The sequence below is a fragment of the Streptomyces luteosporeus genome (genome assembly GCF_039532865.1).
GTDB classification, from domain to species: Bacteria; Actinomycetota; Actinomycetes; order Streptomycetales; family Streptomycetaceae; genus Streptomyces; species Streptomyces luteosporeus.
Genome location: NZ_BAAASL010000002.1, coordinates 117,741 through 138,919 on the forward strand (window position 1 = coordinate 117,741; position 21,179 = coordinate 138,919).

The window sequence follows — 21,179 nt, forward strand, 5'->3', positions numbered from 1 at the left end:
GATACGTACCAGGGGTACGGTCCGAGCCTACGCCCGGGCCCGCACGCACACCTGTGGGGTCGCACCGCTCAAACGGGTCGGGTCGCCCCTGAGGGGGCGCGCCCCGCAGGGGCGCGGGGAACTGCGCGATCGGCCACAGACGGCCCGCAGCCGACCGCGCTCCCGGGAAACCCGGCGTCAGCCGGAAAGGCGCACCGGCATGATCAGGTACTTGTACGCGTCGTCCGCCTCCGCGTCGATCGCCGGCTTGCCGCTCAGCAGCGCCGGCTTCGTCGACGTGGTGAAGGACAGCTGGGCGACCGGGGAGTCGATGGCGGACAGGCCCTCCAGCAGGAAGCCGGGGTTGAACGCGATCGAGATGTCGTCGCCGTCGAGCTGGGCGTCGACCCTTTCCACAGCCTGTGCGTCGTCGCTGGAGCCGGCCTCCAGGATCAGCACGCCCTGCTCGAAGCTCAGCCGCACCGGGGTGTTGCGCTCGGCGACGAGGGAGACGCGCTTGACGGCCTCCACGAACGGCGCGGTCTCGATCACGGCGACGGAGTTGAACTCGGTCGGGAAGAGCGTGCGGTACTTCGGCAGGTCGCCCTCGAGCAGGCGGGTGGTCGTACGGCGGCCGGCGCCCTCGAAGCCGATCAGGCCCTCGCCCTTGCCCTCGCCGGACAGCGCCAGCGACACCGTCTCGCCGCCGCTGAGCGACTTGGCGGTGTCCAGCAGCGTCTTGGCGGGCACCAGGGCGACGGCGGAGATGTCGGGGGTCTCGGGCTTCCACAGGAACTCGCGCACCGCGAAGCGGTAGCGGTCGGTGGAGGCCAGGGTGACGGTCTCGCCCTCGATCTCGATGCGCACACCGGTGAGCACCGGCAGGGTGTCGTCACGGCCGGCGGCGATGGCCACCTGGGCGACGGCGGAGGCGAAGACCTCGCCCGGGACGGTGCCAGTGGCGGTCGGCATCTGGGGCAGGGCCGGGTATTCCTCCACAGGCAGGGTGTGGAGTGTGAATCGCGAGGAGCCGCAGACGACGGTGACGCGCACGCCGTCGGTGGAGATCTCCACAGGCCTGTTGGGAAGTGCACGGCAGATGTCGGCGAGCAGGCGGCCGGAGACGAGGACGGTGCCGTCCTCCTCCACGTCCGCTTCCACGGAGACGCGGGCCGAGACCTCGTAGTCGAAGCCGGACAGGCTCAGGGAGCCGTCCTCGGCCTTCAGCAGCAGGCCCGCGAGCACCGGTACCGGCGGACGGGCCGGGAGGCTGCGGGCCGCCCAGGCCACTGCCTCCGCGAGTACATCGCGCTCCACCCGGATCTTCACCGGAACCGCCTCCTGCTAGTCGCTGGCTCGCCCTGCTGGCTTCTTCGTCGGCACGAGTTGCCGGAGACCAGTCTGACGCACGCCGCCGACAGTCGGTGCGGCTGGCGGTCAAGTCGAGGCCCGGGGCGTGGCGCGGCCCGAGGCGAAGTTGTGCACAGGACCCACTTCGAAACGAGTTCCCCGCTAGATCTCTGTGGTCGTAGTAGTAGGGCCTGTGGAAACCGTGGAAAACCTTCTTTGCCCAGCTCAGGCCGGATTTTTTGTCCACCGGGCCTGTGGGTGGGAGCGGTGGAAAACCGGGGGGTGCTGTGGACCGGGGAAAGTTCTGCACACCCGGTGCACAGGCAGGGCGCACTTCTCCCCAGCACTGTCCCCAGCTTTACCCACGTTGCCCACAGCCCAACCCGCCTCGTTGGTGTGATGCCTTTCACTCGGCGCGGTGACCTCGGGCGTTTCGTTGCCGAACAGTGGACAGCCGTGTGGAAAGGCTGTGTATAACACCGCGCCTCCTGTGGGCGGGCGGTGGACAACGTTCCGGCGTGTCGCGGCGCCCTGCGTCGTCCACAGGCTGTGGAACGGGCTTGGCCACAAATCCACACGCCGCTGACCTGCTGCTGATGGCATATCAACAGCCCGGTCTGTGGACAGGGTCTGGATAACTTCGCCCTCCCCAGGGTGTGGACGGCCGATGGAGGGCCGATCTGTGGAGAACCCGCAGATCAGGGCCACTATTCGAACAGGTTGGGGATCATGCGGGGACGACGGGGCCCGCGGAACGGATCGCCAACGGATCGCGGCCGGCCCGTACCGGGTGCCGGGAGCCGGTACGTGAGCCGTTCCAGGTACGCCGAAGGGCGCTCCGGGAAGCCCCGGAGCGCCCTCGGACGGGTCCGTACGGCGGCCGCCGGCCGCGCCCGTCAGCCGTTCTTGATGCGGTTGGTCAGCTCGGTCACCTGGTTGTAGATCGAGCGCCGCTCGGCCATCAGCGCGCGGATCTTGCGGTCGGCGTGCATCACCGTGGTGTGGTCGCGGCCGCCGAACTGTGCACCGATCTTGGGCAGCGACAGGTCGGTGAGCTCCCGGCACAGGTACATCGCGATCTGCCGGGCCGTGACCAGCACCCGGCTGCGGGAGGCCCCGCACAGGTCCTCCACGGTGTGTCCGAAGTAGTCCGCGGTGGCCGCCATGATCGCGGTCGCTGTGATCTCCGGGGAGGCGTCCTCGCCGCCCGGGATCAGGTCCTTCAGGACGATCTCGGTGAGGCCGAGGTCCACCGGCTGCCGGTTCAGGCTCGCGAAGGCCGTCACCCGGATCAGAGCGCCCTCCAGCTCGCGGATGTTGCGCGAGATGCGGGAGGCGATGAACTCGAGCACCTCCGGCGGAGCGTTCAGCTGCTCCTGGACCGCCTTCTTGCGCAGGATCGCGATGCGCGTCTCCAGCTCCGGCGGCTGCACGTCGGTGATCAGGCCCCACTCGAAGCGGTTGCGCAGCCGGTCCTCCAGGGTGACCAGCTGCTTGGGCGGCCGGTCGGAGGACAGCACGATCTGCTTGTTCGCGTTGTGCAGGGTGTTGAAGGTGTGGAAGAACTCCTCCTGCGTCGACTCCTTGCTCGCCAGGAACTGGATGTCGTCGACCAGCAGGATGTCCATGTCGCGGTAGCGCTTGCGGAACGCGTCCGCCTTGCCGTCGCGGATGGAGTTGATGAACTCGTTGGTGAACTCCTCGGAGCTCACGTAGCGCACGCGGGTGCCCGGGTAGAGGCTGCGGGCGTAGTGCCCGATGGCGTGCAGCAGGTGCGTCTTGCCGAGCCCGGACTCGCCGTAGATGAACAGCGGGTTGTACGCCTTGGCCGGCGCCTCGGCCACCGCGACCGCGGCGGCGTGGGCGAAGCGGTTGGACGCGCCGATGACGAAGGTGTCGAAGAGGTACTTCGGGTTCAGCCGGGCCGTCGGCTCGCCCGCACCCGTGCCCGGTCCCGTACCGGTGGACGAGCCGCCTCCGGCGGACGGCAGCGGCGGCACCGGGGACGAGGGGCGGTCCGCGTGGCCTCCGGCACCGCCGCGGGACGGCGGGCCCTCGGGCAGGTCGTGGCGCGGGCGCTCGTACGGCGAGCGGCCGTCCTGGGCCGGGGAGCGGTACTCCGACTGCTGTTCGTAGGGCGAGGCGTAAGGATCACGCTCCGCCTCGGCGAAGGCGCCCAGGCGCGGCTGCTGCCAGCCGTAGTCGCCCCGGTCACCACGCTCGGACCGGCCGCCCGGGCGCTCCGGCCGCTCGCCCCGCTCGCCGCCGCCGACCGGGCCGGAGGGCGCCGAGTGGCGCGGCCAGGCGCCCGGCTGCTCGGCGGAGCGGTGCTGGTAGTCCGGGTACGCGGGGCGCACGCTCGGCAGGTCGTCGCCGGGCCGGCCCGGGTAGCCCTCGTAGCCGTCCTGGGCGGGGCCGGTCGCGTGCGGACGCGGCTGCGGGCGCTCCTGGGGCTGGGGGGCCGGGGGCTCGCCGGCGGAGTCGTCGACGGTGATCGCGATCCGGATGGGGCGGCCGCACTCGCGGCTGAGGGTCTCGCTGACGATCGGCGCGAGCCGGCCCTCCAGGACGCCCTTGGCGAATTCGTTGGGCACCGCGAGCAGGGCGGTGTCCGCCACCAGCGCCAGGGGCTGGCAGCGCCTGATCCAGTGCTCGTCCTTGCTCTCCACGCCTTGGCCGCGCCCCTCACCGAGGAGCTGTTCGAGCACGCGCGGCCACACTGCGGCAAGATCGGCGGGCAGGTCAGCCACAGGGCACGCTCTCTCAGTCACAGGGGGTGCCCTGGAGTCCCACGAATGTGTGGTTCTCGGGACGGGCGGGAAGGATTCGGAGTTCAGTCACGGTAGTCAGGGCGAGGTACGTGGTTCAAGTCGTTGTCCACAGGGTGTGTACAAATGTGCCATGCGGTGGCGCCTGACGTCCTCCCGGCCGTCCGGAGGCTACGGTGGTGCGCGACGAAACAGGTGATGCGCTGCCGGTTTGACCGGATGGCGTAACCACGCGTACCGTGACCAGGTCGAGTTGTCGATGGCTGCTGCCGCCTGCCTCCGATGGGCAAAGGTCGCGATCTCGTCGGGTTCTCTCCCCGGGATTCTTGCCGAGTTCGTGGTCATGAAGCGGTGCACTTGGGCGCACTTGCGAGCTACTCGTGGGCGCACGGTGACAGCCAGGCGATGTACCGCCATCACACGATTCATTTCTGGAGTCCCCGAGTGAGCAAGCGCACCTTCCAGCCGAACAACCGCCGTCGCGCGAAGACCCACGGCTTCCGCCTGCGCATGCGCACCCGCGCCGGCCGCGCGATCCTCGCGTCCCGCCGTAGCAAGGGTCGCGCCCGCCTGTCGGCCTGAGCAGCCACGACGTCAAGGTCCATGACGTGCTGCCTTCCGAGTCCCGGCTGAGGCGGCGCGAGGACTTCGCGACCGCGGTTCGCCGGGGACGCAGGGCCGGCCGCCCGCTCCTCGTCGTCCACTTCCGCAGCGGTACCACGGACCCGCACCCACCTGGGGGAATCGTCCCCCCGGTGCGTGCGGGTTTCGTCGTGAGCAAGGCCGTCGGCGGCGCCGTGGTGCGCAACCTGGTCAAACGCAGGCTGCGCCACCTGGTGCGCGAACGGCTGGATCGGCTGCCCGCCGGTAGCCTGGTGGTGGTGAGAGCCCTGCCCGGCGCGGGCGAGGCCGACTACGGACAGCTGGCCGGCGACCTCGACGCAGCGCTGCAGCGGCTTCTGGGCGGGGGCACCCCCGGCGGAGCCAAGGGGAGGGCGCCGCGAAGCAATCCCCCGGGGGGTGACCCCCGGAACCCCGGTCACCCGGGAGGGAGCGCACGGTGAAGTACCCGCTGCTCTGGCTGATCAAGATCTACCAGTGGACCATCAGCCCCTTGTTGGGCCCGGTCTGCAAGTACTACCCCTCGTGCTCGCACTACGGCTACACGGCCATCGACGTGCACGGCGCGATCAAGGGGTCGGTACTGACCGCCTGGCGCATCGTGCGCTGCAACCCGTGGTCGCTCGGTGGCGTCGACCACGTTCCTCCCCGGAAGCGTCCGGTCTGGCACCAGCGGCTGAGGAGCCGACTGGGCGGACACCCCGCCACGGTGGCCGCCGCACAGCCCGAGACTCAGCCCAACGCCCAAGGAGCCTGATTCGTGGACACGATCCTCGGTCCTCTCTATGACGCAGTTTCCTGGATCATCGTCCAGTTCCACTCGTTCTACAGCCTGATCTTCAACAAGGACAGTGGAGCGGCGTGGGGTCTGTCCATCGTCTCGCTGGTGGTGCTGATCCGCATCTGCCTGATCCCGCTCTTCGTGAAGCAGATCAAGGCCACGCGGAACATGCAGGCGCTCCAGCCGAAGATGAAGGCGATCCAGGAGCGCTACAAGAGCGACCGGCAGCGCCAGTCCGAAGAGATGATGAAGCTCTACAAGGAGTCGGGCACCAACCCGCTCTCCAGCTGCTTCCCCATCCTGGCCCAGTCGCCGTTCTTCATCTCTCTGTACCAGGTGCTGAACCACATCGCCGGTGGCCGGACCGTCGGCGTGATGGACCAGGCCCTGGTGGACAGCGCCCGTAAGGCGCACATCTTCGGTGCCCCGATCGCGTCCAAGTTCATGGACAGCGCGAGCAAGGTCGAGTCCCTGGGCGCCACGCTCACCGACGTTCGCGTCGTCACGGTCATCATGATCGTGCTGATGTCGCTGTCGCAGTTCTACACGCAGCGCCAGCTGATGACGAAGAACGTCGACCTCACGGTGAAGACGCCGTTCATGCAGCAGCAGAAGATGCTGATGTACGTCTTCCCGATCATGTTCGCCGTCTTCGGCATCAACTTCCCGGTCGGTGTCCTGGTCTACTGGCTGACCACCAACGTGTGGACCCTGGGCCAGCAGATGTTCGTGATCCGCCGCAACCCCACCCCCGGCAGCCTCGCCTTCAAGCAGCGCCAGGAGCGCCTGCGCGCCAAGGGCAAGCTCAAGGAGGACCCGGCCGAGGTCGAGGCCCGCCAGGCCGCCGAGGCGGCCCGTGCGTCCCGCCAGCAGCCCAAGCGGCAGACCAAGTCCAAGCGCCAGGGCGCCGGTGCCGCCGGTACGACCGGTACCACCGGTCACGCCCGGGCCACCGCGGGCAACGGCGAGCAGACCTCCCTGGAGAAGCCCGAGGAGCCCGGTGCCGGCAAGGGCAAGCAGGCCGGCGGCTCGGCCCGCGGCAAGTCCGGTCAGCGCAAGGGCGGCCCGCAGCGGCCCAAGCACCCCTCGAAGAAGTGATGAAGGAGTCCACCGTGACGGAGACGCAGCCCCAGACCGCCGCTGAGGGCACCACCGACACCCTCTCCCGCCTGGAGCAGGAGGGCGAGATCGCGGCCGACTACCTCGAGGGCCTGCTGGACATCGCCGACCTCGACGGCGACATCGACATGGACGTCGAGGCCGACCGCGCCTCGGTGTCGATCATCAGCGACACCACCAGCCGCGACCTGCAGAAGCTCGTCGGCCGGGACGGCGAGGTGCTCGAAGCCCTCCAGGAGCTCACCCGCCTCGCGGTGAACCGGGAGACCGGCGACCGCAGCCGCCTGATGCTCGACATCGCCGGCTACCGCGCGCGCAAGCGCGAGGAGCTGGCCGGGCTGGGCGCCAAGGCCGCCGAGGAGGCCCGGAGCACCGGTCAGCCGGTCAAGCTGGACCCGATGACCCCCTTCGAGCGCAAGGTCGTCCACGACGCCGTGGCCGCGGCGGGGCTGCGCAGCGAGTCGGAGGGCGAGGAGCCCCAGCGCCGAGTGGTCGTCCTGCCCGCCTGACCCACTCACGCCTTCAGGTGTGCACGGCCCCGTCTGCCCGGCAGGCGGGGCCGGCCTGAATCCCAGCCCGTATCACCAGCCCGCATCCCCAGACGAACGATGTTGTACGGAAGGACGGTCCCCGTGGAAGAGGCAGCGGAGCTCCCCCCGGCGCCCGAGGCGGCGCGGGCGGTTTTCGGTGACCGCTTTCCGGAGGCCGTCCGTTACGCGGAGCTGCTCGCGGACGCGGGCGTCAAGCGGGGCCTGATCGGCCCCCGTGAGGTGCCCCGGCTGTGGGAGCGGCACCTGCTGAACTGTGCGGTTCTCGCCGAGGCCGTGCCGGACGGCGTGTCCGTGTGCGACGTGGGCTCCGGGGCCGGGCTGCCCGGCATCCCTCTGGCCCTCGTCCGTCCCGACCTGCAGATCACCCTGCTGGAGCCGCTGCTGCGGCGGACGACGTTCCTGCAGGAGGTCGTGGAGCTGCTGGGCCTGGACCATGTGACCGTGGTCCGTGGCCGGGCGGAGGAGATGCTCGGCAAGATCGATCCCGTGCACGTGGTCACCGCCCGTGCCGTGGCGCCGCTGGACCGGCTGGCGGGCTGGGGCGTCCCGCTGCTGCGGCCGTACGGCGAGATGCTGGCCCTCAAGGGGGACACGGCCGAGGAGGAGCTCAAGGCCGCGCGGGCCGCGCTCAGCAAGCTGGGGGTCGTACGGACCTCGGTGCTGCACGTCGGCGAGGGCGTCGTCGACCCCCTGTCCACCCTGGTGCGGGTGGAGGTGGGCGAGAGCCCCGGTGGTGTGCGCTTCGCCGCCAAGAGGGCGAAGGCCGCCCGGTCCACCCGCGCGCGTCGTCGCCGCTGAGCCTCGTTTCGCTGATTCTCCTGGTGCACGCCGCCCCACGGGGCGGCGAATGCTCCATACAAGCTGGCAAGACGACTCGTCACGGAGTGTCGCTCCGACGTAGCGAGGTGTGCCATGCATCGTGTTTCACGTGAAACATCGCTCGCTGCTGCAGGGAATCATCGGTCGAGGTCGTGCCGCCGCGGCAACGCGTGACCGCCAGGCGGTCGAGGCTGTGGGCTGTGAGGGCGTGGATTCATCCACAGGCCCGGGGGATTCATCCACAGGAGAACGGGCCTCGCTGGTTCATGACCCCGAAAGCATGGCAGGCTCTGTGCATCGCGAGCCTGAAGTCGAGGAGAGTGAATCCTTGCGGTCCGACGCCAATCTTGGGGGACCGATGACCGACCCGGTCCCCGGTCCCCGCCCCTCCGACTCCCCATCGACGGCCGCTCATGGACCCCTGCCCATGGGCGAGCTCGTTTCACGTGAAACGCCGCCGCCCCCCATGCCCCGGCCTGAGCGCACCCGGGTGATGGTCGTCGCCAACCAGAAGGGTGGGGTCGGCAAGACCACGACCACCGTGAATCTGGCCGCCTCCCTGGCGCTGCACGGCAACCGGGTGCTGGTCATCGACCTCGACCCGCAGGGCAATGCCTCGACCGCGCTGGGCATCGACCACCATGCCGAGGTGCCGTCGATCTATGACGTCCTCGTGGACAGCAAGCAGCTGTCCGACGTGGTGCAGCCCGTGCGCGACGTGGAGGGGCTCTTCTGCGCCCCCGCGACGATCGACCTGGCCGGCGCGGAGATCGAGCTGGTCTCGCTCGTGGCGCGGGAGAGCCGGCTGGACCGGGCCATCAAGGCCTACGAGCAGCCGCTGGACTACATCCTCATCGACTGTCCGCCCTCGCTCGGCCTGCTCACGGTGAACGCCCTGGTGGCCGGTGCGGAGGTGCTGATCCCCATCCAGTGCGAGTACTACGCGCTGGAGGGCCTGGGGCAGCTGCTGCGCAATGTCGAGCTGGTACGGGGGCATCTGAACCCCAAGCTTCATGTGTCCACGATCCTGCTGACGATGTACGACGGCCGGACGAGGCTCGCTTCCCAGGTGGCCGAGGAGGTGCGCAGCCACTTCGGGCACGAGGTGCTGCGCACCAGCATTCCGCGTTCGGTGCGCATCTCCGAGGCGCCCAGCTATGGGCAGACGGTTCTGACCTACGACCCGAGCTCGAGCGGGGCGCTGTCCTACCTGGAGGCTGCCCGGGAGATCGCACTGCGGGGGGTCGGGGTGCACTACGACGGCAGCAGGGCCCACATGGTGGGCCGCCAGCAACAGCACGAACAGCACAGCATGTCGGAGGGGCTTCAGTGAGTGAGCGACGTAGAGGACTGGGCCGGGGGCTCGGTGCGCTGATCCCGCCGGCGCCGAAGGGAGGGGAGACGGGGGGACCGATCGTGGGGACGGGGGCCACGTCCCCGACCGCGGTGCCGGTGCTGACTCCCGAGCGGGGGGTCGCCGCGGCCAAGGTTGCCACGCTTGCGGTGGAGGACGCCCCTTCCCAGGACACTCTGCGCGAGCCGGGGGGCCACGACGCCGTTTCACGTGAAACGGATGGCGTGGGCCCGGCCGGTGCCAACGGTCCGGACGACGAAGGCGTGGCCGGTGCCCACTTCGCCGAGCTGCCGCTGGACTCCATCACGCCCAACCCCCGCCAGCCGCGCGAGGTCTTCGACGAGGACGCCCTCGCCGAGCTGATCACGTCGATCCGCGAGGTCGGCCTGCTCCAGCCGGTGGTCGTCCGTCAGCTGGGTCCGGAGCGGTACGAGCTCATCATGGGCGAGCGCCGCTGGCGGGCCTGCCGTGAGGCCGGCCTGGAGCGGATCCCCGCCATCGTCCGGGCCACCGAGGACGAGAAGCTGCTGCTGGACGCGCTGCTGGAGAACCTCCACCGGGCTCAGCTGAACCCGCTGGAAGAGGCGGCCGCCTATGACCAGCTGCTCAAGGACTTCAACTGCACGCATGACGAGCTCGCGGACCGCATCGGGCGTTCCCGCCCCCAGGTGTCCAACACCCTGCGCCTGCTGAAGCTCTCACCGGCCGTCCAGAAGCGGGTGGCCGCGGGCGTGCTGTCCGCCGGCCATGCCCGGGCGCTGCTCTCGCTCGACGACCCCGAGGCACAGGACGACCTGGCCCGGCGCATCGTCGCCGAAGGGCTGTCGGTGCGGTCGGTGGAGGAGATCGTGACCCTGATGGGGTCGCGGCCCAAGAACGCCCGGGCCAAGGGGCCCCGGGCCGGCGGCCGGGTGTCGCCCGCGTTGACCGATCTCGCCGCCCGGCTGTCGGACCGCTTCGAGACCAGGGTGAAGGTCGACCTCGGTCAGAAGAAGGGGAAGATCGTCGTCGAGTTCGCCTCGATGGAGGACCTGGAGCGCATCCTGGGGACGCTCGCCCCCGGCGAGGGCCGGGTCATGGAGCAGCGGCTTTCCACCGGCGAGGACGAGGCCACCGGGTAGGGGCGCCCAGGCTGACGCTCGTGGAGGGCGGGTCGTGTTTCACGTGGAACGTTTGCGTGCAACACACCCGCCCTTTGCCTTGTCGCGCTGTCCGCTGAATCGGGCTGCGGATACGATGCGTTCAGGTATGGCACATCCACGTTGGACACGGTTCACGGAGGGGCGGGGCCATGCGATCGGTGAGCCGGACCGGGCTGGTGGCGGCAGGCTTGGGCCTGGGGGCAGTCGGCGGTTTCGTCGGCAGCTTCCTGAGGGAGCGCAGCGCCTTGAGCGCCGCCCGGAGCGTGGCAGACGACGGAAGTGAGGAACTGGCTGCATGGGGCGTCGGCTCGTACCGCTCACGCTGGACAACCTCCCGGACCTGCCCAAGCGCTGCCGCGCCTGCGTCTTCTGGGAGTTGGACCCCGTCAGCGGTGAAGCCGCACTGAGAGCCGGTCGCCCCGAGCTGGAGAAGGAAGCCTGGATCTCCGCCGTGCTCCTGGAGTGGGGTTCCTGCGGCCGGGTGGTCTATGTGGACGACGTGCCCGTCGGCTTTGTGCTCTACGCTCCCCCGGCCTATGTGCCGCGCTCGACCGCCTTTCCCACCAGCCCCGTCGCTGCGGATGCGGTTCAGCTGATGACTGCCTGGCTGATGCCCGCCTACCAGGGGCAGGGGCTGGGCCGGGTCATGGTGCAGACGGTTGCCAAGGATGTGCTCAGGCGCGGCTTCAAGGCGATCGAGGCGTTCGGTGACGCCCAGTGGAAGGACCCGGCGTGTGTCCTTCCCGCCGATCATCTGCTGGCCGTGGGCTTCAAGACCGTACGACCGCACCTGCGCTATCCCCGGCTCCGGCTGGAGCTGCGTACGGCGCTGTCGTGGCGGGAGGACGTCGAGCTGGCGCTGGACCGGCTGCTGGGCGCCGTGCAGAAGGAACCTGCGCTCCGACCGCTCTAGGCGCGCGGGCACAGGTGCGGGAAAACGCAACGGGACTGCCCGCTGGGCAGTCCCGTTTCACGTGAAACAGCGCGTGGCTTACGCGTGGATGAAGTCGGAGAGCTCGCGCTCCAGCGCCGCCTTCGGCTTGGCGCCCACGATGGTCTGCACGACCTCGCCGCCCTTGTAGACGTTCAGGGTCGGGATCGACATGACACCGTACTTCGCGGCGGTCGCCGGGTTCTCGTCGATGTTGAGCTTGACGATCTCGATCTTCTCGCCGTACTCGGCGGCGATGGCCTCCAGCGACGGGGCGATCTGGCGGCACGGGCCGCACCACGCGGCCCAGAAGTCCACCAGGACGGGCTTGTCGCTCTTGAGGACATCCTCGTCGAAGGAAGCGTCGGTCACGTTCTTGAGAGCCACTGAGGTCTCCTCGGGTCTTTCTGCGTGGGGTGGGGGGTGGGGTGGATCAGGGGGTCTTCTCGGGCTCCCGGACCTTCTCGCTGTCCGTCAGGGAAGCGAGGAAACGCTCGGCGTCGAGTGCCGCGGAGCACCCGGTGCCGGCGGCGGTGATCGCCTGGCGGTAGGTGTGGTCGACCACGTCACCCGCGGCGAACACACCCGTGAGGTTGGTGCGGGTCGAGGGGGCTTCCACCTTGAGGTAGCCCTCGTCGTCCAGCTCCAGCTGGCCCTTGAACAGCTCGGTGCGCGGGTCGTGGCCGATGGCGATGAACAGGCCCGTCACCGGCAGCTCGGAGGTCTCGCCGGTCTTGAGGTTGCGCAGCGTCAGCCCGGACAGCTTGCTCTCGCCGTGGATCTCGGCGACCTCGCTGTCCCAGATGAAGCGGATCTTCGGGTCGGCGAAGGCGCGCTCCTGCATCGCCTTGCTGGCCCGCAGGGTGTCCCGGCGGTGGACGATGGTGACGGACTTGGCGAAGCGCGAGAGGAAGGTGGCCTCCTCCATCGCGGTGTCACCACCGCCGACCACGACGATGTCCTGGTCCTTGAAGAAGAAGCCGTCGCACGTGGCACACCAGGAGACACCGCGGCCGGAGAGCTCGTCCTCGCGGGGCAGGCCCAGCTTGCGGTGCTGAGAGCCGGTCGTCACGATCACGGCCTTGGCGCGGTGGACGGTGCCCGCCGAGTCCGTCACGGTCTTGATCTCGTCGCTGAGGTCGACGGCGACGACATCGTCCGGGATCAGCTCGGCGCCGAAGCGCTCGGCCTGGGCCCGCATGTTGTCCATGAGGTCCGGGCCCATGATCCCCTCACGGAATCCCGGGAAGTTCTCCACGTCGGTGGTGTTCATCAGCGCACCACCGGCGGTGACGGCGCCCTCGAAGACCAGAGGCTTCAGGGAGGCGCGGGCGGTGTAGAGCGCGGCCGTGTAGCCCGCAGGCCCGGAGCCAATGATGATCACGTTGCGGACGTCGCTCACGGGTGTCTTCCTTGTCTGCCGACAGCTGTATGGGTCTTTGCTGGGTCTCACCCCACCCAACGGATCCTACGGGGCGAGCATTCCCGGCGCGGACGACAGCGCGGCACGCCACCCTCAGCGGCGCGGCAGGGTCAGCTGCCTCAGCACTTTCCCGGGAGTGGGGGCGGACGCGGTCTCGCACGAGGAGGCCACCACGTAGGCGTCGACGAGCTGCGTGTCACCCGGGTGCGGCAGCACCACCAGGTACGCGTCCTGCCCGTCGTACGTCTCGCGGTGCGTTGCGAGCGCCGGCTCGGAGCGGCCGATGCCCTGGCGGACGCACGGGGGTTCCACGGTCGCCGATGTCGTCGGTGTGCCGTCGGTGGAGGTCTTGGGACTGATCCCCTGGGCGCCGGCACTCTGGCCGTCCGGAGCCTTGAAGGACTGGTGGAGCAGGCTCGCCACCCTGGTGGAGAGGTCGTCCGCGGCGAGGGGGGAGAGGGTGGCCTGGCTGCTGCCGGGTGCCGGTGCGTCGGCGTGCTGGTCGGTGTCCTGCCCGGACTGGAGGAAGAAGGTGCCCACGCCGATCACGGCCGCGGCACAGGCCGCTCCCAGCAGGGCCCGGGACCAGCGCCGGGGGCTTCGCTTGCCGGGGCCGGAGGCAGCGGGTGCCTGGCGGCCGGGTCCGGTCACGGCACGGGGGCGCGGCCGGGAGGGGCGTTCGGCCGTTTCACGTGAAACCTGCTCCTGTGAAACGCGGACGGGGGAGCGCTGTCCTTCCTCCTCGTCCTCCGCCGTTTCACGTGAAACAACGGAGTCGGCCCCGGGGACGGTGGCATCGAGCAGGGCCTCGGCGGCCAGCGCCGCGTCGATCCGCTCGGCGACGTCCACAGGCATCCGGGCCGGGCCGGGCAGCGTGCCCAGCAGGTCCTTGATCTCCGTCAGGGAGCTGTGGACGTCCTCGCAGACGGCGCAGTCGGCCAGGTGCTCCCGGACGTCCGCCGTACGGGACGGGGAGAGGATGCCCTCGGTGAGCGCGGAGATCTCCGCGACCTCCGGGTGCCCATCCGTGCCGGTCCTGGTCACGCTCGCCCACCTCCGCCCTTCACTGGATCCGAGTCGTTCTGCCCCGCCGGTGGTGGGACGGATGCGCCCTGCGACCGGTTCCTTTCCCTCCCGGCGGAGGCGCTACCCATGCCGTCGTGGCGCAGATGGGTGAGCATCGGCAGCAGCCGGGCCCGGCCCCGGGCGCATCTGCTCTTCACGGTGCCGGGTGGCACCCCCAGGACGGCGGCCGCCTCCGCCACGGGATACCCCTGCATGTCGACGAGGACCAGGGCAGCGCGCTGGTCCGGTGGCAGCTTGGCCAGGGCCCGGATCAGCTCACGATGCAGATCGCCGCGCTCGGCCGGCGCGGCGGCCGACTCGTGCGGTTCGAGGAGCTGCTCCAGGCGCTCGGTCTCGGCGAGCGGCGCGGTGCGCCGGGAGGCGGCCTTGCGGGCGCGGTCCAGGCAGGCGTTGACCGTGATGCGGTGGAGCCAGGTGGTCACCGCGGACTGGCCCCGGAAGGTGTGGGCGGCCCGGTAGGCGGAGACCAGGGCGTCCTGCACGGCGTCGGCGGCCTCTTCCCTGTCCCCGAGGGTGCGCAGCGCGATGGCCCAGAGCCGGTCGCGGTGCCGGCGCACGATCTCGGCGAAGGCGTCGGGATCCCCGCCGACGTGCAGGGCCAGGAGCTCGGCATCGCTTGCGTCGTCACGAGCGACCTCGTCCACCGTCGAGCCCTCCCCCTGACCGACGCGACCTGACGGTCAGCCGGTGAATCGCACTTCGGTGATGCCCTGCTTGTAGCCGGCCTGGCTGTATCCCTCGGCCGGGGCCGAGGGCACGTCCGTGAGCCACAGCAGGACGTAGCGGGTTTCGACCGGCTCCTTGAGTGAAAACTTCAGCGTCTTGTCCGACGTCTGTTCCGTGGCCACCGGTTTCATGGCGTTCGGCTGAGTGGACGGGTTCAGCGAGTCGACGGCATACAGCGAGAGCTTGGTGTGGTCTCCCCCGTACTTGAGGCCGATCGTCGCCTCGCTCAGCTCCTGCTTTTCGCCGAGGTCGTAGACGATGCCGACACCGGGCTTGATCAGGATCTTGGGACCCTCGTTGAACGCCCTGGTTTGCCAGTATGTGTTCGGGTCGTTGTCATACGTCTGCCGCACGCGGTCGCTCTGCTGGGGCAGCCCGTCCGGGGCGTACTCCTTGGCCCCGTGGATCTGGATGGGCCGCGGCGTCTTCTGCGGGGTGTCGTCACCCGACGACTGCGAGCGCGGGGTGTCGTCCTCGCCGTCCTTGAGCAGGGTGTCCGCCAGCTGCCAGCTGCCCAGTCCGAGGGCGGCGATGAGCAGGGCGGAGACCGTCCACTTCAGGGCCCGCCCGGTGCGGCCCTCCAGCGGGGGCGGGGGCACCGGCACCGGCGGGGCCGCTGCGGCGCCGCGCGCCCCGGCGTGGGGGCGCGGGTAGGGGGGCGGAGTCGTGAAGTCGGGCTCCGGCGGCCGGATGCGCGGCATCGCGGCGACCGCCTTGGCCAGCTCCTCCGGCGTGGTGCACGGCGGCTCCTGCCGGGAGGCGGTGGCGCCGTCGTTGACCAGGGCCCGCATGGCGAGCTCCGACAGCCCGCGGTGGACGCCGGCACGGACCTGGTCGGGGGCGATGAGGCCGACGCCCTTGGGCAGGCCGGGCAGCCCGTGGGCGTTGCCCTCGTAGGGCCAGCGCTGGGTCAGCGCCGCGTACAGCAGGGCGCCGATGGCCTCGGTGTCGGTGCGCTGCGGGTGTTCGGAGGTGATGCCCCGCAGGGCGGCCATGACGGCGAGGCCGCGGATGCGGTACTGCCCGGTCGCCGTACGCAGCACGGACCCGGGGTTGAGGCGCAGGTGGGCGAGCCCCTCGCGGTGGGCGGCGGCCATGGCCTGGGACACCTGGCTGACGAGCTGGTACGCCTCGTGCGGTTCGAGCGGGCCGGAGGCGAGGACGGGGGTCAGCTCGGTGGCGTCGGGGAGCCACTCGTGGACCACGTAGACGAGGTCGTTCTCCTCGACGGCGTCGAGGACCTGGACGAAGCGGGGATCGCCCAGCAGGGCGGCGGAGCGGGCGGCGGCGAGGACGGGCCGGGCCCGGGGGTGGTCGGCGGGCAGGAGGTGGACCCCGACGGCGCGGCGCAGCTTCTCGTCGACGGCACGCCAGCTGCTGAATCCCTCCAGACGGGTGACGCACTCCTCCAGGCGGTACCTTCTGGCGAGCTTGTGACCGCTGTGCAGCTCGGGCTGCTGTGCGTCGCGCGCGGGGCTTTTGCTCTCCGCGCGCGAGTGGTCCTGGTGGGTGCTGGCCTTCTTCTGGGCCTTCGCCCCGTCGGCCGTGGCCGGGCCCGCCTGGGCGGTCAGCGGCTGGTCGCCGCTGTTGCCAGCCACGTCGACGGCAGCCGTGCTCCGTTCCGCCACCGTCGTTCCTGCCTCCCCATCCGTTGCACGCTGTCCACAGCCAAGACAATTGTGCCCACAGTCCGGCGCTATGCACGACACGCGGCGGCGGGCGATGGTTGTGCTCCGGTCAGCGACCGAGGCGTCCGCGCACCATACCGACCATGGCGTTCAACTCCTCCACGCGCATCCGCTTCGCGGCGAAGAAGAAGACGACGATCAGGAGCAGTCCGCCGCCGACCAGGGACGCGAGCGAGCCGAGGACGCCGTTGCCCAGGACCTGACCGATTCCGTAGGCCGCCGCTCCGCCGGCGAGCGAGGCCGGGATGCAGGCGCCGGTGAGGCGGGCGTAGGTGCGCACGACGCGCGCGCCGTCCAGGTCGGTGCCGAGACGCGCTGCCAGCCTGCGCCAGGCGACGCCCACACCGACGGCGTAGGCGAGGCCGTACGAGGCGGCCATGCCGGCGACGGCCCAGCGCGCGGGCAGGACGAGGTAGCTCACGAAGGAGGCGGCGCCGTTGACCGCGGCGACGATCACCGTGTTGTAGAACGGCGTACGCGTGTCCTCGTAGGCGTAGAAGCCGCGGAGGATGACGTACTGCGCGGAGAACGGGATCAGGCCGAGGCCGAAGGCCATCAGGATGTAGCCGATGTTGGTGGCGGCCGAGACGCCCGAGCCGCCGAACATCAGGGTCGTCATCGGGACGCCGAGCGCCAGGAAGGCGAAGGCGCAGGGCACGATCGCGACGGCCGAGGTGCGCAGACCGTGGGAGAGGTCGTCGCGGACGGCGATCGCGTCCCCGTCGTGGGCGGCGCGGGAGATCCGGGGCAGGACGGCGGTCATGACCGAGACGGTGATGATGGCCTGCGGCATCTGCCACAGCTGGAGGGCGAAGTTGTAGGCCGTGATGCCCGTGCCCTTGTGGCCGGCCTTGTCGGCCAGGGCTCCGGCCTTGGTGGCCAGCTGGGTGACAACGACCATGCCGAGCTGGTTGGCGAGGACGAAGAAGAGGGTCCACTTGGCCAGGCCCGCGGCCTTGCCGAGGCCCTGGCCGCGCCAGTCGAAGCGCGGCCGGATCCGGAAGCCGGCGTCCCGCAGGTAGGGGAACATCGCCAGGGCCTGGACCGCGAGTCCCAGCAGCGTGCCGATGCCGATCAGGCGGACACCTTCCGGCGTGATGGTCGCGGCGCTGACGTCAGTGGTGGTGAAGGGACCGAAGGCCCAGATGAAGGCGCCGAAGGTGGCGATGATGATGATGTTGTTCAGGACCGGGGTCCACATCATCGCGCCGAACCGGCCCCGGGCGTTGAGGATCTGGCCGAGGACGACGTGCACGCCCATGAAGAAGAGGGTCGGCACGCAGTAGCGGGCGAAGGCGACCGCCACGTCCATCCGTGCCGGGTCGTCGGCGATCGTCGGCGACATCATCCGGATGAAGAGCGGAGCTCCCAGCACACAGATGGTGGTGACGCCGGCCAGCAGCACGACCACGAGGGTGAGGAGGCGGTTGGCGTAGGCCTCGCCGCCGTCCTCGTCGTTCTTCATGGCGCGCACCAGCTGCGGGATGAACACCGAGTTCAGTGCGCCACCGGCGACGAGGATGTAGATCATCGTCGGCAGGACGTTGGCGACCTGGTAGTCGTCGTTGAGCGTGCTGACGCCGATGGCCGCGGCCATCACCAGGTTGCGGCCGAAGCCCAGGAGGCGGGAGACCATCGTGCCGGCGGCCATGATCGCGCTGGACTTCAGCAGGCCCGCGGCCTTGCCGCCCTTGCCGGCGGCCGGTGCCTCGGCCACCTGCTCCGGTTCCGGTTCGGTGGCCGGCTCGGCCGGCTGCGGTGCGACGGGCGGGGGCACGTAGGCGCCCGGCGGGGGCACCTGGCGGCCCACCGGCGGCTGGGGCTCGTACGGCTGCTGCTGGTCGCGGTAGAGGTGGGCGAAGGCGTCGCGGGGCCGGCCCTCGGCGGGCTGCTCGTCGAAGCCGCCCACGCCCATGATCTGGGTCTCGTCGGCGTCACCGTACGGCTGCGGCTGCTGCTGGGCCTGCGGAGCGGCGTACTGGGCCTGGGCCGGCGGCCACGTCTGCTGGCGGGGGTAGGGGTCCGAGGCGTAGGTGTCCCGCAGGTACGGGTCCCGCGCGTACGGGCCGCCCTGCTGCCCCTGGTCCATCGCGCCCGTCGTGCCCATCGCACCCGTCGTGCCCTGGTCCATCACGGGGGGAGGCGTCTGGCCGGGCGGAATGTGGGCAGGCGGGATCGGCGGGTACGGGCCCCGCTGCCCACCGCCGGTGCCCTGACCGCGGTCACCGTCGTACGGCGCGCTCATCGCTACCCCACCTCATCGTCGGCGGCGGGCTGGCCCCACCGCACGCTCAACGTTCCACTTTCTCACCCGGGCCGGACGGCTCACCGTTCCGCGCCCCGGTTTCGGCTGCCGGATCACCCGGCTGCTCGGGCTCGCCGTCGCCGGCTTTGCCCTCGCCGCTCTCGCCGTCGCCGGGCCGGTCGCCACCGGGCCCTTCGCCGCCCGCGTCCGGTCCGCCGTCCTGGCCGGGACCGTCACCGGCGGTGCCACGGGCGGCCGCCCGCTTGCGTCGCTGGAGGTAGATCCGCAGGCCCGCGAGGACGAGGAGGAGCACCCCACCGGCGATGACCAGCAGAACCATAGGGGTGATGGAGGTGACATGCACAGTGAAGCGGATCGGTTCGCCGTACGGCTGCCCGTCTTCGGCGTAGAGCCGGGCCGTCACCTGCACCGGGCCGTTGGCATTGGCCCGGGTCTCGAACTTCACCGTCTGCTGCCGTCCGCCGCCGACCTCGACGGGCTGGGAGGCGTCGATCTTGAGGCGGTTGGGCTGGCTGGAGGTGAGGACGAGCTTGAGCCCGCGGACCCCCTGCAGCAGGCCGTTGTGCACGGTCACGGGGATGGTCGCGCTGCGGCCGGAGAGCGTGGCGTCGGACTTCTTGATCAGCTGCACCTGGCGGGTGAGCTGGTCGAGGTAGGACTGCACGGCGTCCCGGAAGGCGGCCGCACCCTGCGGGTCGCCGCGCCAGGACGTGGAAATCTCCCGCATGATCGCGCTGCCGAAGGGGGTGACCACGCGGTCCTGGGCGGTGAGGATGACCTTGAAGCTGTCCAGGGTGTTCTGCGTGCGCTGGATCGCCTCGAACGCCTCGGTGGGCAGTTCCTGGGCCCGCAGTGCGTCCGGGTAGGACCCCGGGCCGGGCACGTGCCGGCCGGCCGCCGGGTCGGGCTGGAAGGCGGCCGCGGCGCCCAGATCGGCGGCCTGGCTCCAGCGGCCGTCCGCCAGCCCGCCCAGCGCGGTCGCCATCGCCTGGGCCTGGCTCGCCGTGGGCATGCGCTGCGGGGCGACGACGATGCTGCGCTCGTTGTCCGGGGCCTGCTTGGTGACCACGAGGCTCTGGGCCAGGAAGCGCTGCACGGCGAGGGAGGCGTCCTCGGCCCGGATCATGTCGCCCTGGAAGGCGGTGGAGAGCCGGGCGTCGGCCACGATCGCGGTGTTGCCGCCGCCGATCTGCCGGGCCGCCGTGGGGGCGTAGGGAACGGGCTCGCGGAGGCTGTCGCTGCGGGCGATGACGTTGTGGGCGCCGGCCGAGGTGGCCACGTCCACGATGGAGGAGTCGACGGCGCCGTCGACGGGCCAGGCGAAGTCCGTGCGCGGCTTCACGCCGAGGATCGTGTCGACGGTGGTCGAGGCCAGCTCGGTGGCGGACTGCAGGTGGCTGAGGGCGCCGGAGACGTCCTTGCCCCGGTGGGCCAGGGAGGCGATGTCCGGGTCGCCGAAGGGCAGGGCCACCACCTGGTGGTCGGCGACGGCCTGCTGCAGCTGGTTGAGCCACTGCTTGGCCACCGCCTGGCCGTGGCCGGGGGTGTTCTCCTGCCCGTTGCGGCCGCTGACGTGGTAGCTCTTCGTCATGGCCTCGACGGTGGCCAGCAGGTCCGGGTCGATCACCCAGGTGACCGGCAGGTTCTTGCCGAGCGCCACCAGCTGCTGCAGGCGCCCGCCGGGCGCGAGCTCGGCGGCGAGGTCGTCGTTGGGGAAGACCGGCGTCTGCTGCTGGTCGGACTCGGTGCGGGCCGTCAGGTGGGTCGCGGAGATCAGCGGCCACATGAAGGTCAGCCGGGTCTTCTTGCCGTCGGTGCCGGAGGGCTGCCAGGGCAGGAGCGTGCGCTGGATGCCCAGCACGCGCTCGTAGGGCTGCCCGCCGGACTGCCCGGAGAGCGTGACGCCCAGCTGGTAGACGCCGTCCTTGCCGAGGTCGAGGTCCTTGGCGGGGACGTTCAGGGTGAAGTCGCGGCTCGTGCCCGGCGGCAGGCTGTCGATCTTCTGGGTGTGGTTGCCGCCGACCTCGGAGCCGTCGGAGGAGGAGAAGGGGGCCTGGTCGCCGATGGCGTCGATGTCACTGCGCGTGGTGACCTGGGGACCCACCCGCAGCCCCACGTGGGCGCCGGTGATCGTCGAGCGGCTGTTGTTGGTGACGTGGCCCGAGACGACGAGCGTGTCGTCCTGCTTGGGTGCGACGGGGGCCAGGGAGTCCACGGAGACGTCGACCGCGGACGTGCCGCCGGTCTCCGCCGCCCGGGCCGCGGGGGCGGCGGGCAGCTGCCCCAGCCCCAAGGCCACCAGCAGGCCGGTGAGCACCAGGACGGCCCAGCGTGACCGCCGGAAGGCAGGAGCGGGCCGTGTCCCGTACAAGGCCTCCTGGACCTCTGCCGCCTCGGCCACGCGCTCGCCCGTCCCTCGTCGTGTCAGTGGTCGTCGGATGGTGCGTCCACGAATGGTAACGAGGCCCGCTGTGGCGAAGTGCCGCGGACCGCATCACAAGATCGCCACCGGGTCCGTTGTCCGGGCTGCGCCTGCTTTGCCGGAGCTGCCGGAAACCGCCCCATAACGAGGAGG

The 21,179-nt window shown here is 70.7% G+C and carries 17 protein-coding genes and 1 pseudogene; 9 read left to right on the top strand and 9 right to left on the bottom strand.

Annotated features, from left to right (window positions below; all coding sequences use genetic code 11):
- Nucleotides 1–177: 177 nt before the first annotated feature.
- Together dnaN and dnaA are read right to left on the bottom strand one after the other, a co-directional pair.
- Nucleotides 178–1,308, bottom strand: a complete 1,131-nt coding sequence (gene dnaN, locus ABD361_RS02730; protein ID WP_344433002.1) for a DNA polymerase III subunit beta — start codon at nt 1,306–1,308, stop codon at nt 178–180.
- Between the two features lie 917 nt (nt 1,309–2,225).
- Nucleotides 2,226–4,079 (bottom strand): chromosomal replication initiator protein DnaA, encoded by a 1,854-nt coding sequence (gene dnaA / locus ABD361_RS02735; RefSeq protein WP_344433003.1) that lies wholly within the window; start codon nt 4,077–4,079, stop codon nt 2,226–2,228.
- A gap of 462 nt (nt 4,080–4,541) precedes the next feature.
- On the opposite strand from dnaA, the gene rpmH reads away from it, so the two are divergent.
- From rpmH to ABD361_RS02780, 9 genes and pseudogenes are all read left to right on the top strand, one after another.
- Nucleotides 4,542–4,679, top strand: coding sequence for a 50S ribosomal protein L34 (gene rpmH / locus ABD361_RS02740; RefSeq protein WP_003956500.1), 138 nt, complete (start codon nt 4,542–4,544; stop codon nt 4,677–4,679).
- Nucleotides 4,680–4,705: 26 nt separating this feature from the next.
- Nucleotides 4,706–5,068: pseudogene (rnpA, locus tag ABD361_RS02745) on the top strand (ribonuclease P protein component); the annotation flags it as partial.
- Nucleotides 5,069–5,157: 89 nt separating this feature from the next.
- Entirely contained in the window at nt 5,158–5,475 is a 318-nt protein-coding gene (gene yidD / locus ABD361_RS02750; protein WP_344433004.1) for a membrane protein insertion efficiency factor YidD, read from the top strand.
- 3 nt (nt 5,476–5,478) lie between these two features.
- Entirely contained in the window at nt 5,479–6,597 is a 1,119-nt protein-coding gene (gene yidC, locus ABD361_RS02755; protein ID WP_344433005.1) for a membrane protein insertase YidC, read from the top strand.
- The gene (locus tag ABD361_RS02760; RefSeq protein ID WP_344433006.1) at nt 6,597–7,127 is read left to right on the top strand and encodes a Jag family protein; all 531 of its coding nucleotides are present in this window, start codon (nt 6,597–6,599) and stop codon (nt 7,125–7,127) included. Before yidC ends, ABD361_RS02760 begins: the two co-directional genes overlap by 1 nt.
- 99 nt (nt 7,128–7,226) lie before the next feature.
- On the top strand, nt 7,227–7,967 hold the full coding sequence (gene rsmG, locus ABD361_RS02765) for a 16S rRNA (guanine(527)-N(7))-methyltransferase RsmG (protein WP_344433007.1): 741 nt from the start codon (nt 7,227–7,229) through the stop codon (nt 7,965–7,967).
- Between the two features lie 301 nt (nt 7,968–8,268).
- Entirely contained in the window at nt 8,269–9,321 is a 1,053-nt protein-coding gene (locus tag ABD361_RS02770; RefSeq protein ID WP_344433008.1) for a ParA family protein, read from the top strand.
- On the top strand, nt 9,318–10,463 hold the full coding sequence (locus ABD361_RS02775; RefSeq protein ID WP_344433009.1) for a ParB/RepB/Spo0J family partition protein: 1,146 nt from the start codon (nt 9,318–9,320) through the stop codon (nt 10,461–10,463). The genes ABD361_RS02770 and ABD361_RS02775 overlap by 4 nt, the downstream gene beginning before the upstream one ends.
- A 316-nt stretch (nt 10,464–10,779) precedes the next feature.
- Nucleotides 10,780–11,397: a GNAT family N-acetyltransferase gene (locus ABD361_RS02780; RefSeq protein WP_344433010.1), complete on the top strand. Its 618-nt coding sequence runs from the start codon at nt 10,780–10,782 to the stop codon at nt 11,395–11,397.
- 78 nt (nt 11,398–11,475) lie between these two features.
- On the opposite strand, the gene trxA is transcribed toward ABD361_RS02780, so the two are convergent.
- From trxA to ABD361_RS02815, 7 genes are all read right to left on the bottom strand, one after another.
- Nucleotides 11,476–11,802 (bottom strand): thioredoxin, encoded by a 327-nt coding sequence (trxA, locus tag ABD361_RS02785; protein ID WP_344433011.1) that lies wholly within the window; start codon nt 11,800–11,802, stop codon nt 11,476–11,478.
- A gap of 46 nt (nt 11,803–11,848) precedes the next feature.
- Nucleotides 11,849–12,817 (bottom strand): thioredoxin-disulfide reductase, encoded by a 969-nt coding sequence (gene trxB / locus ABD361_RS02790; protein ID WP_344433012.1) that lies wholly within the window; start codon nt 12,815–12,817, stop codon nt 11,849–11,851.
- Nucleotides 12,818–12,931: 114 nt separating this feature from the next.
- Nucleotides 12,932–13,882 (bottom strand): anti-sigma factor, encoded by a 951-nt coding sequence (locus ABD361_RS02795; RefSeq protein WP_344433014.1) that lies wholly within the window; start codon nt 13,880–13,882, stop codon nt 12,932–12,934.
- Nucleotides 13,879–14,568, bottom strand: coding sequence for an RNA polymerase sigma factor SigM (gene sigM / locus ABD361_RS02800; RefSeq protein ID WP_344433015.1), 690 nt, complete (start codon nt 14,566–14,568; stop codon nt 13,879–13,881). Before sigM ends, ABD361_RS02795 begins: the two co-directional genes overlap by 4 nt.
- Nucleotides 14,569–14,604: 36 nt before the next feature.
- A complete protein-coding gene (locus ABD361_RS02805) occupies nt 14,605–16,278 on the bottom strand; it encodes a protein kinase family protein (protein WP_344433016.1) in 1,674 nt (557 codons plus the stop codon).
- A 109-nt stretch (nt 16,279–16,387) separates the two neighbouring features.
- Complete coding sequence (gene murJ / locus ABD361_RS02810) at nt 16,388–18,583, bottom strand: murein biosynthesis integral membrane protein MurJ (protein ID WP_344433017.1); 2,196 nt, start codon at nt 18,581–18,583, stop codon at nt 16,388–16,390.
- 46 nt (nt 18,584–18,629) lie between these two features.
- Nucleotides 18,630–21,005 carry a DUF6049 family protein gene (locus tag ABD361_RS02815; protein WP_344433019.1) on the bottom strand — a complete coding sequence of 792 codons (2,376 nt, stop codon included), beginning with the start codon at nt 21,003–21,005 and terminating at the stop codon, nt 18,630–18,632.
- Nucleotides 21,006–21,179: the final 174 nt, after the last annotated feature.

Bases quoted from the DNA above. Each gene is read 5' to 3' on its own strand.
- ABD361_RS02760 (WP_344433006.1), top strand. From the start codon at position 6,597: ATGAAGGAGTCCACCGTGACGGAGACGCAGCCCCAGACCGCCGCTGAG.
- rsmG (WP_344433007.1), top strand. From the start codon at position 7,227: ATGTTGTACGGAAGGACGGTCCCCGTGGAAGAGGCAGCGGAGCTCCCC.
- ABD361_RS02770 (WP_344433008.1), top strand. From the start codon at position 8,269: ATGGCAGGCTCTGTGCATCGCGAGCCTGAAGTCGAGGAGAGTGAATCC.
- ABD361_RS02780 (WP_344433010.1), top strand. From the start codon at position 10,780: ATGGGGCGTCGGCTCGTACCGCTCACGCTGGACAACCTCCCGGACCTG.
- murJ (WP_344433017.1), bottom strand. From the start codon at position 18,583: ATGAGCGCGCCGTACGACGGTGACCGCGGTCAGGGCACCGGCGGTGGG.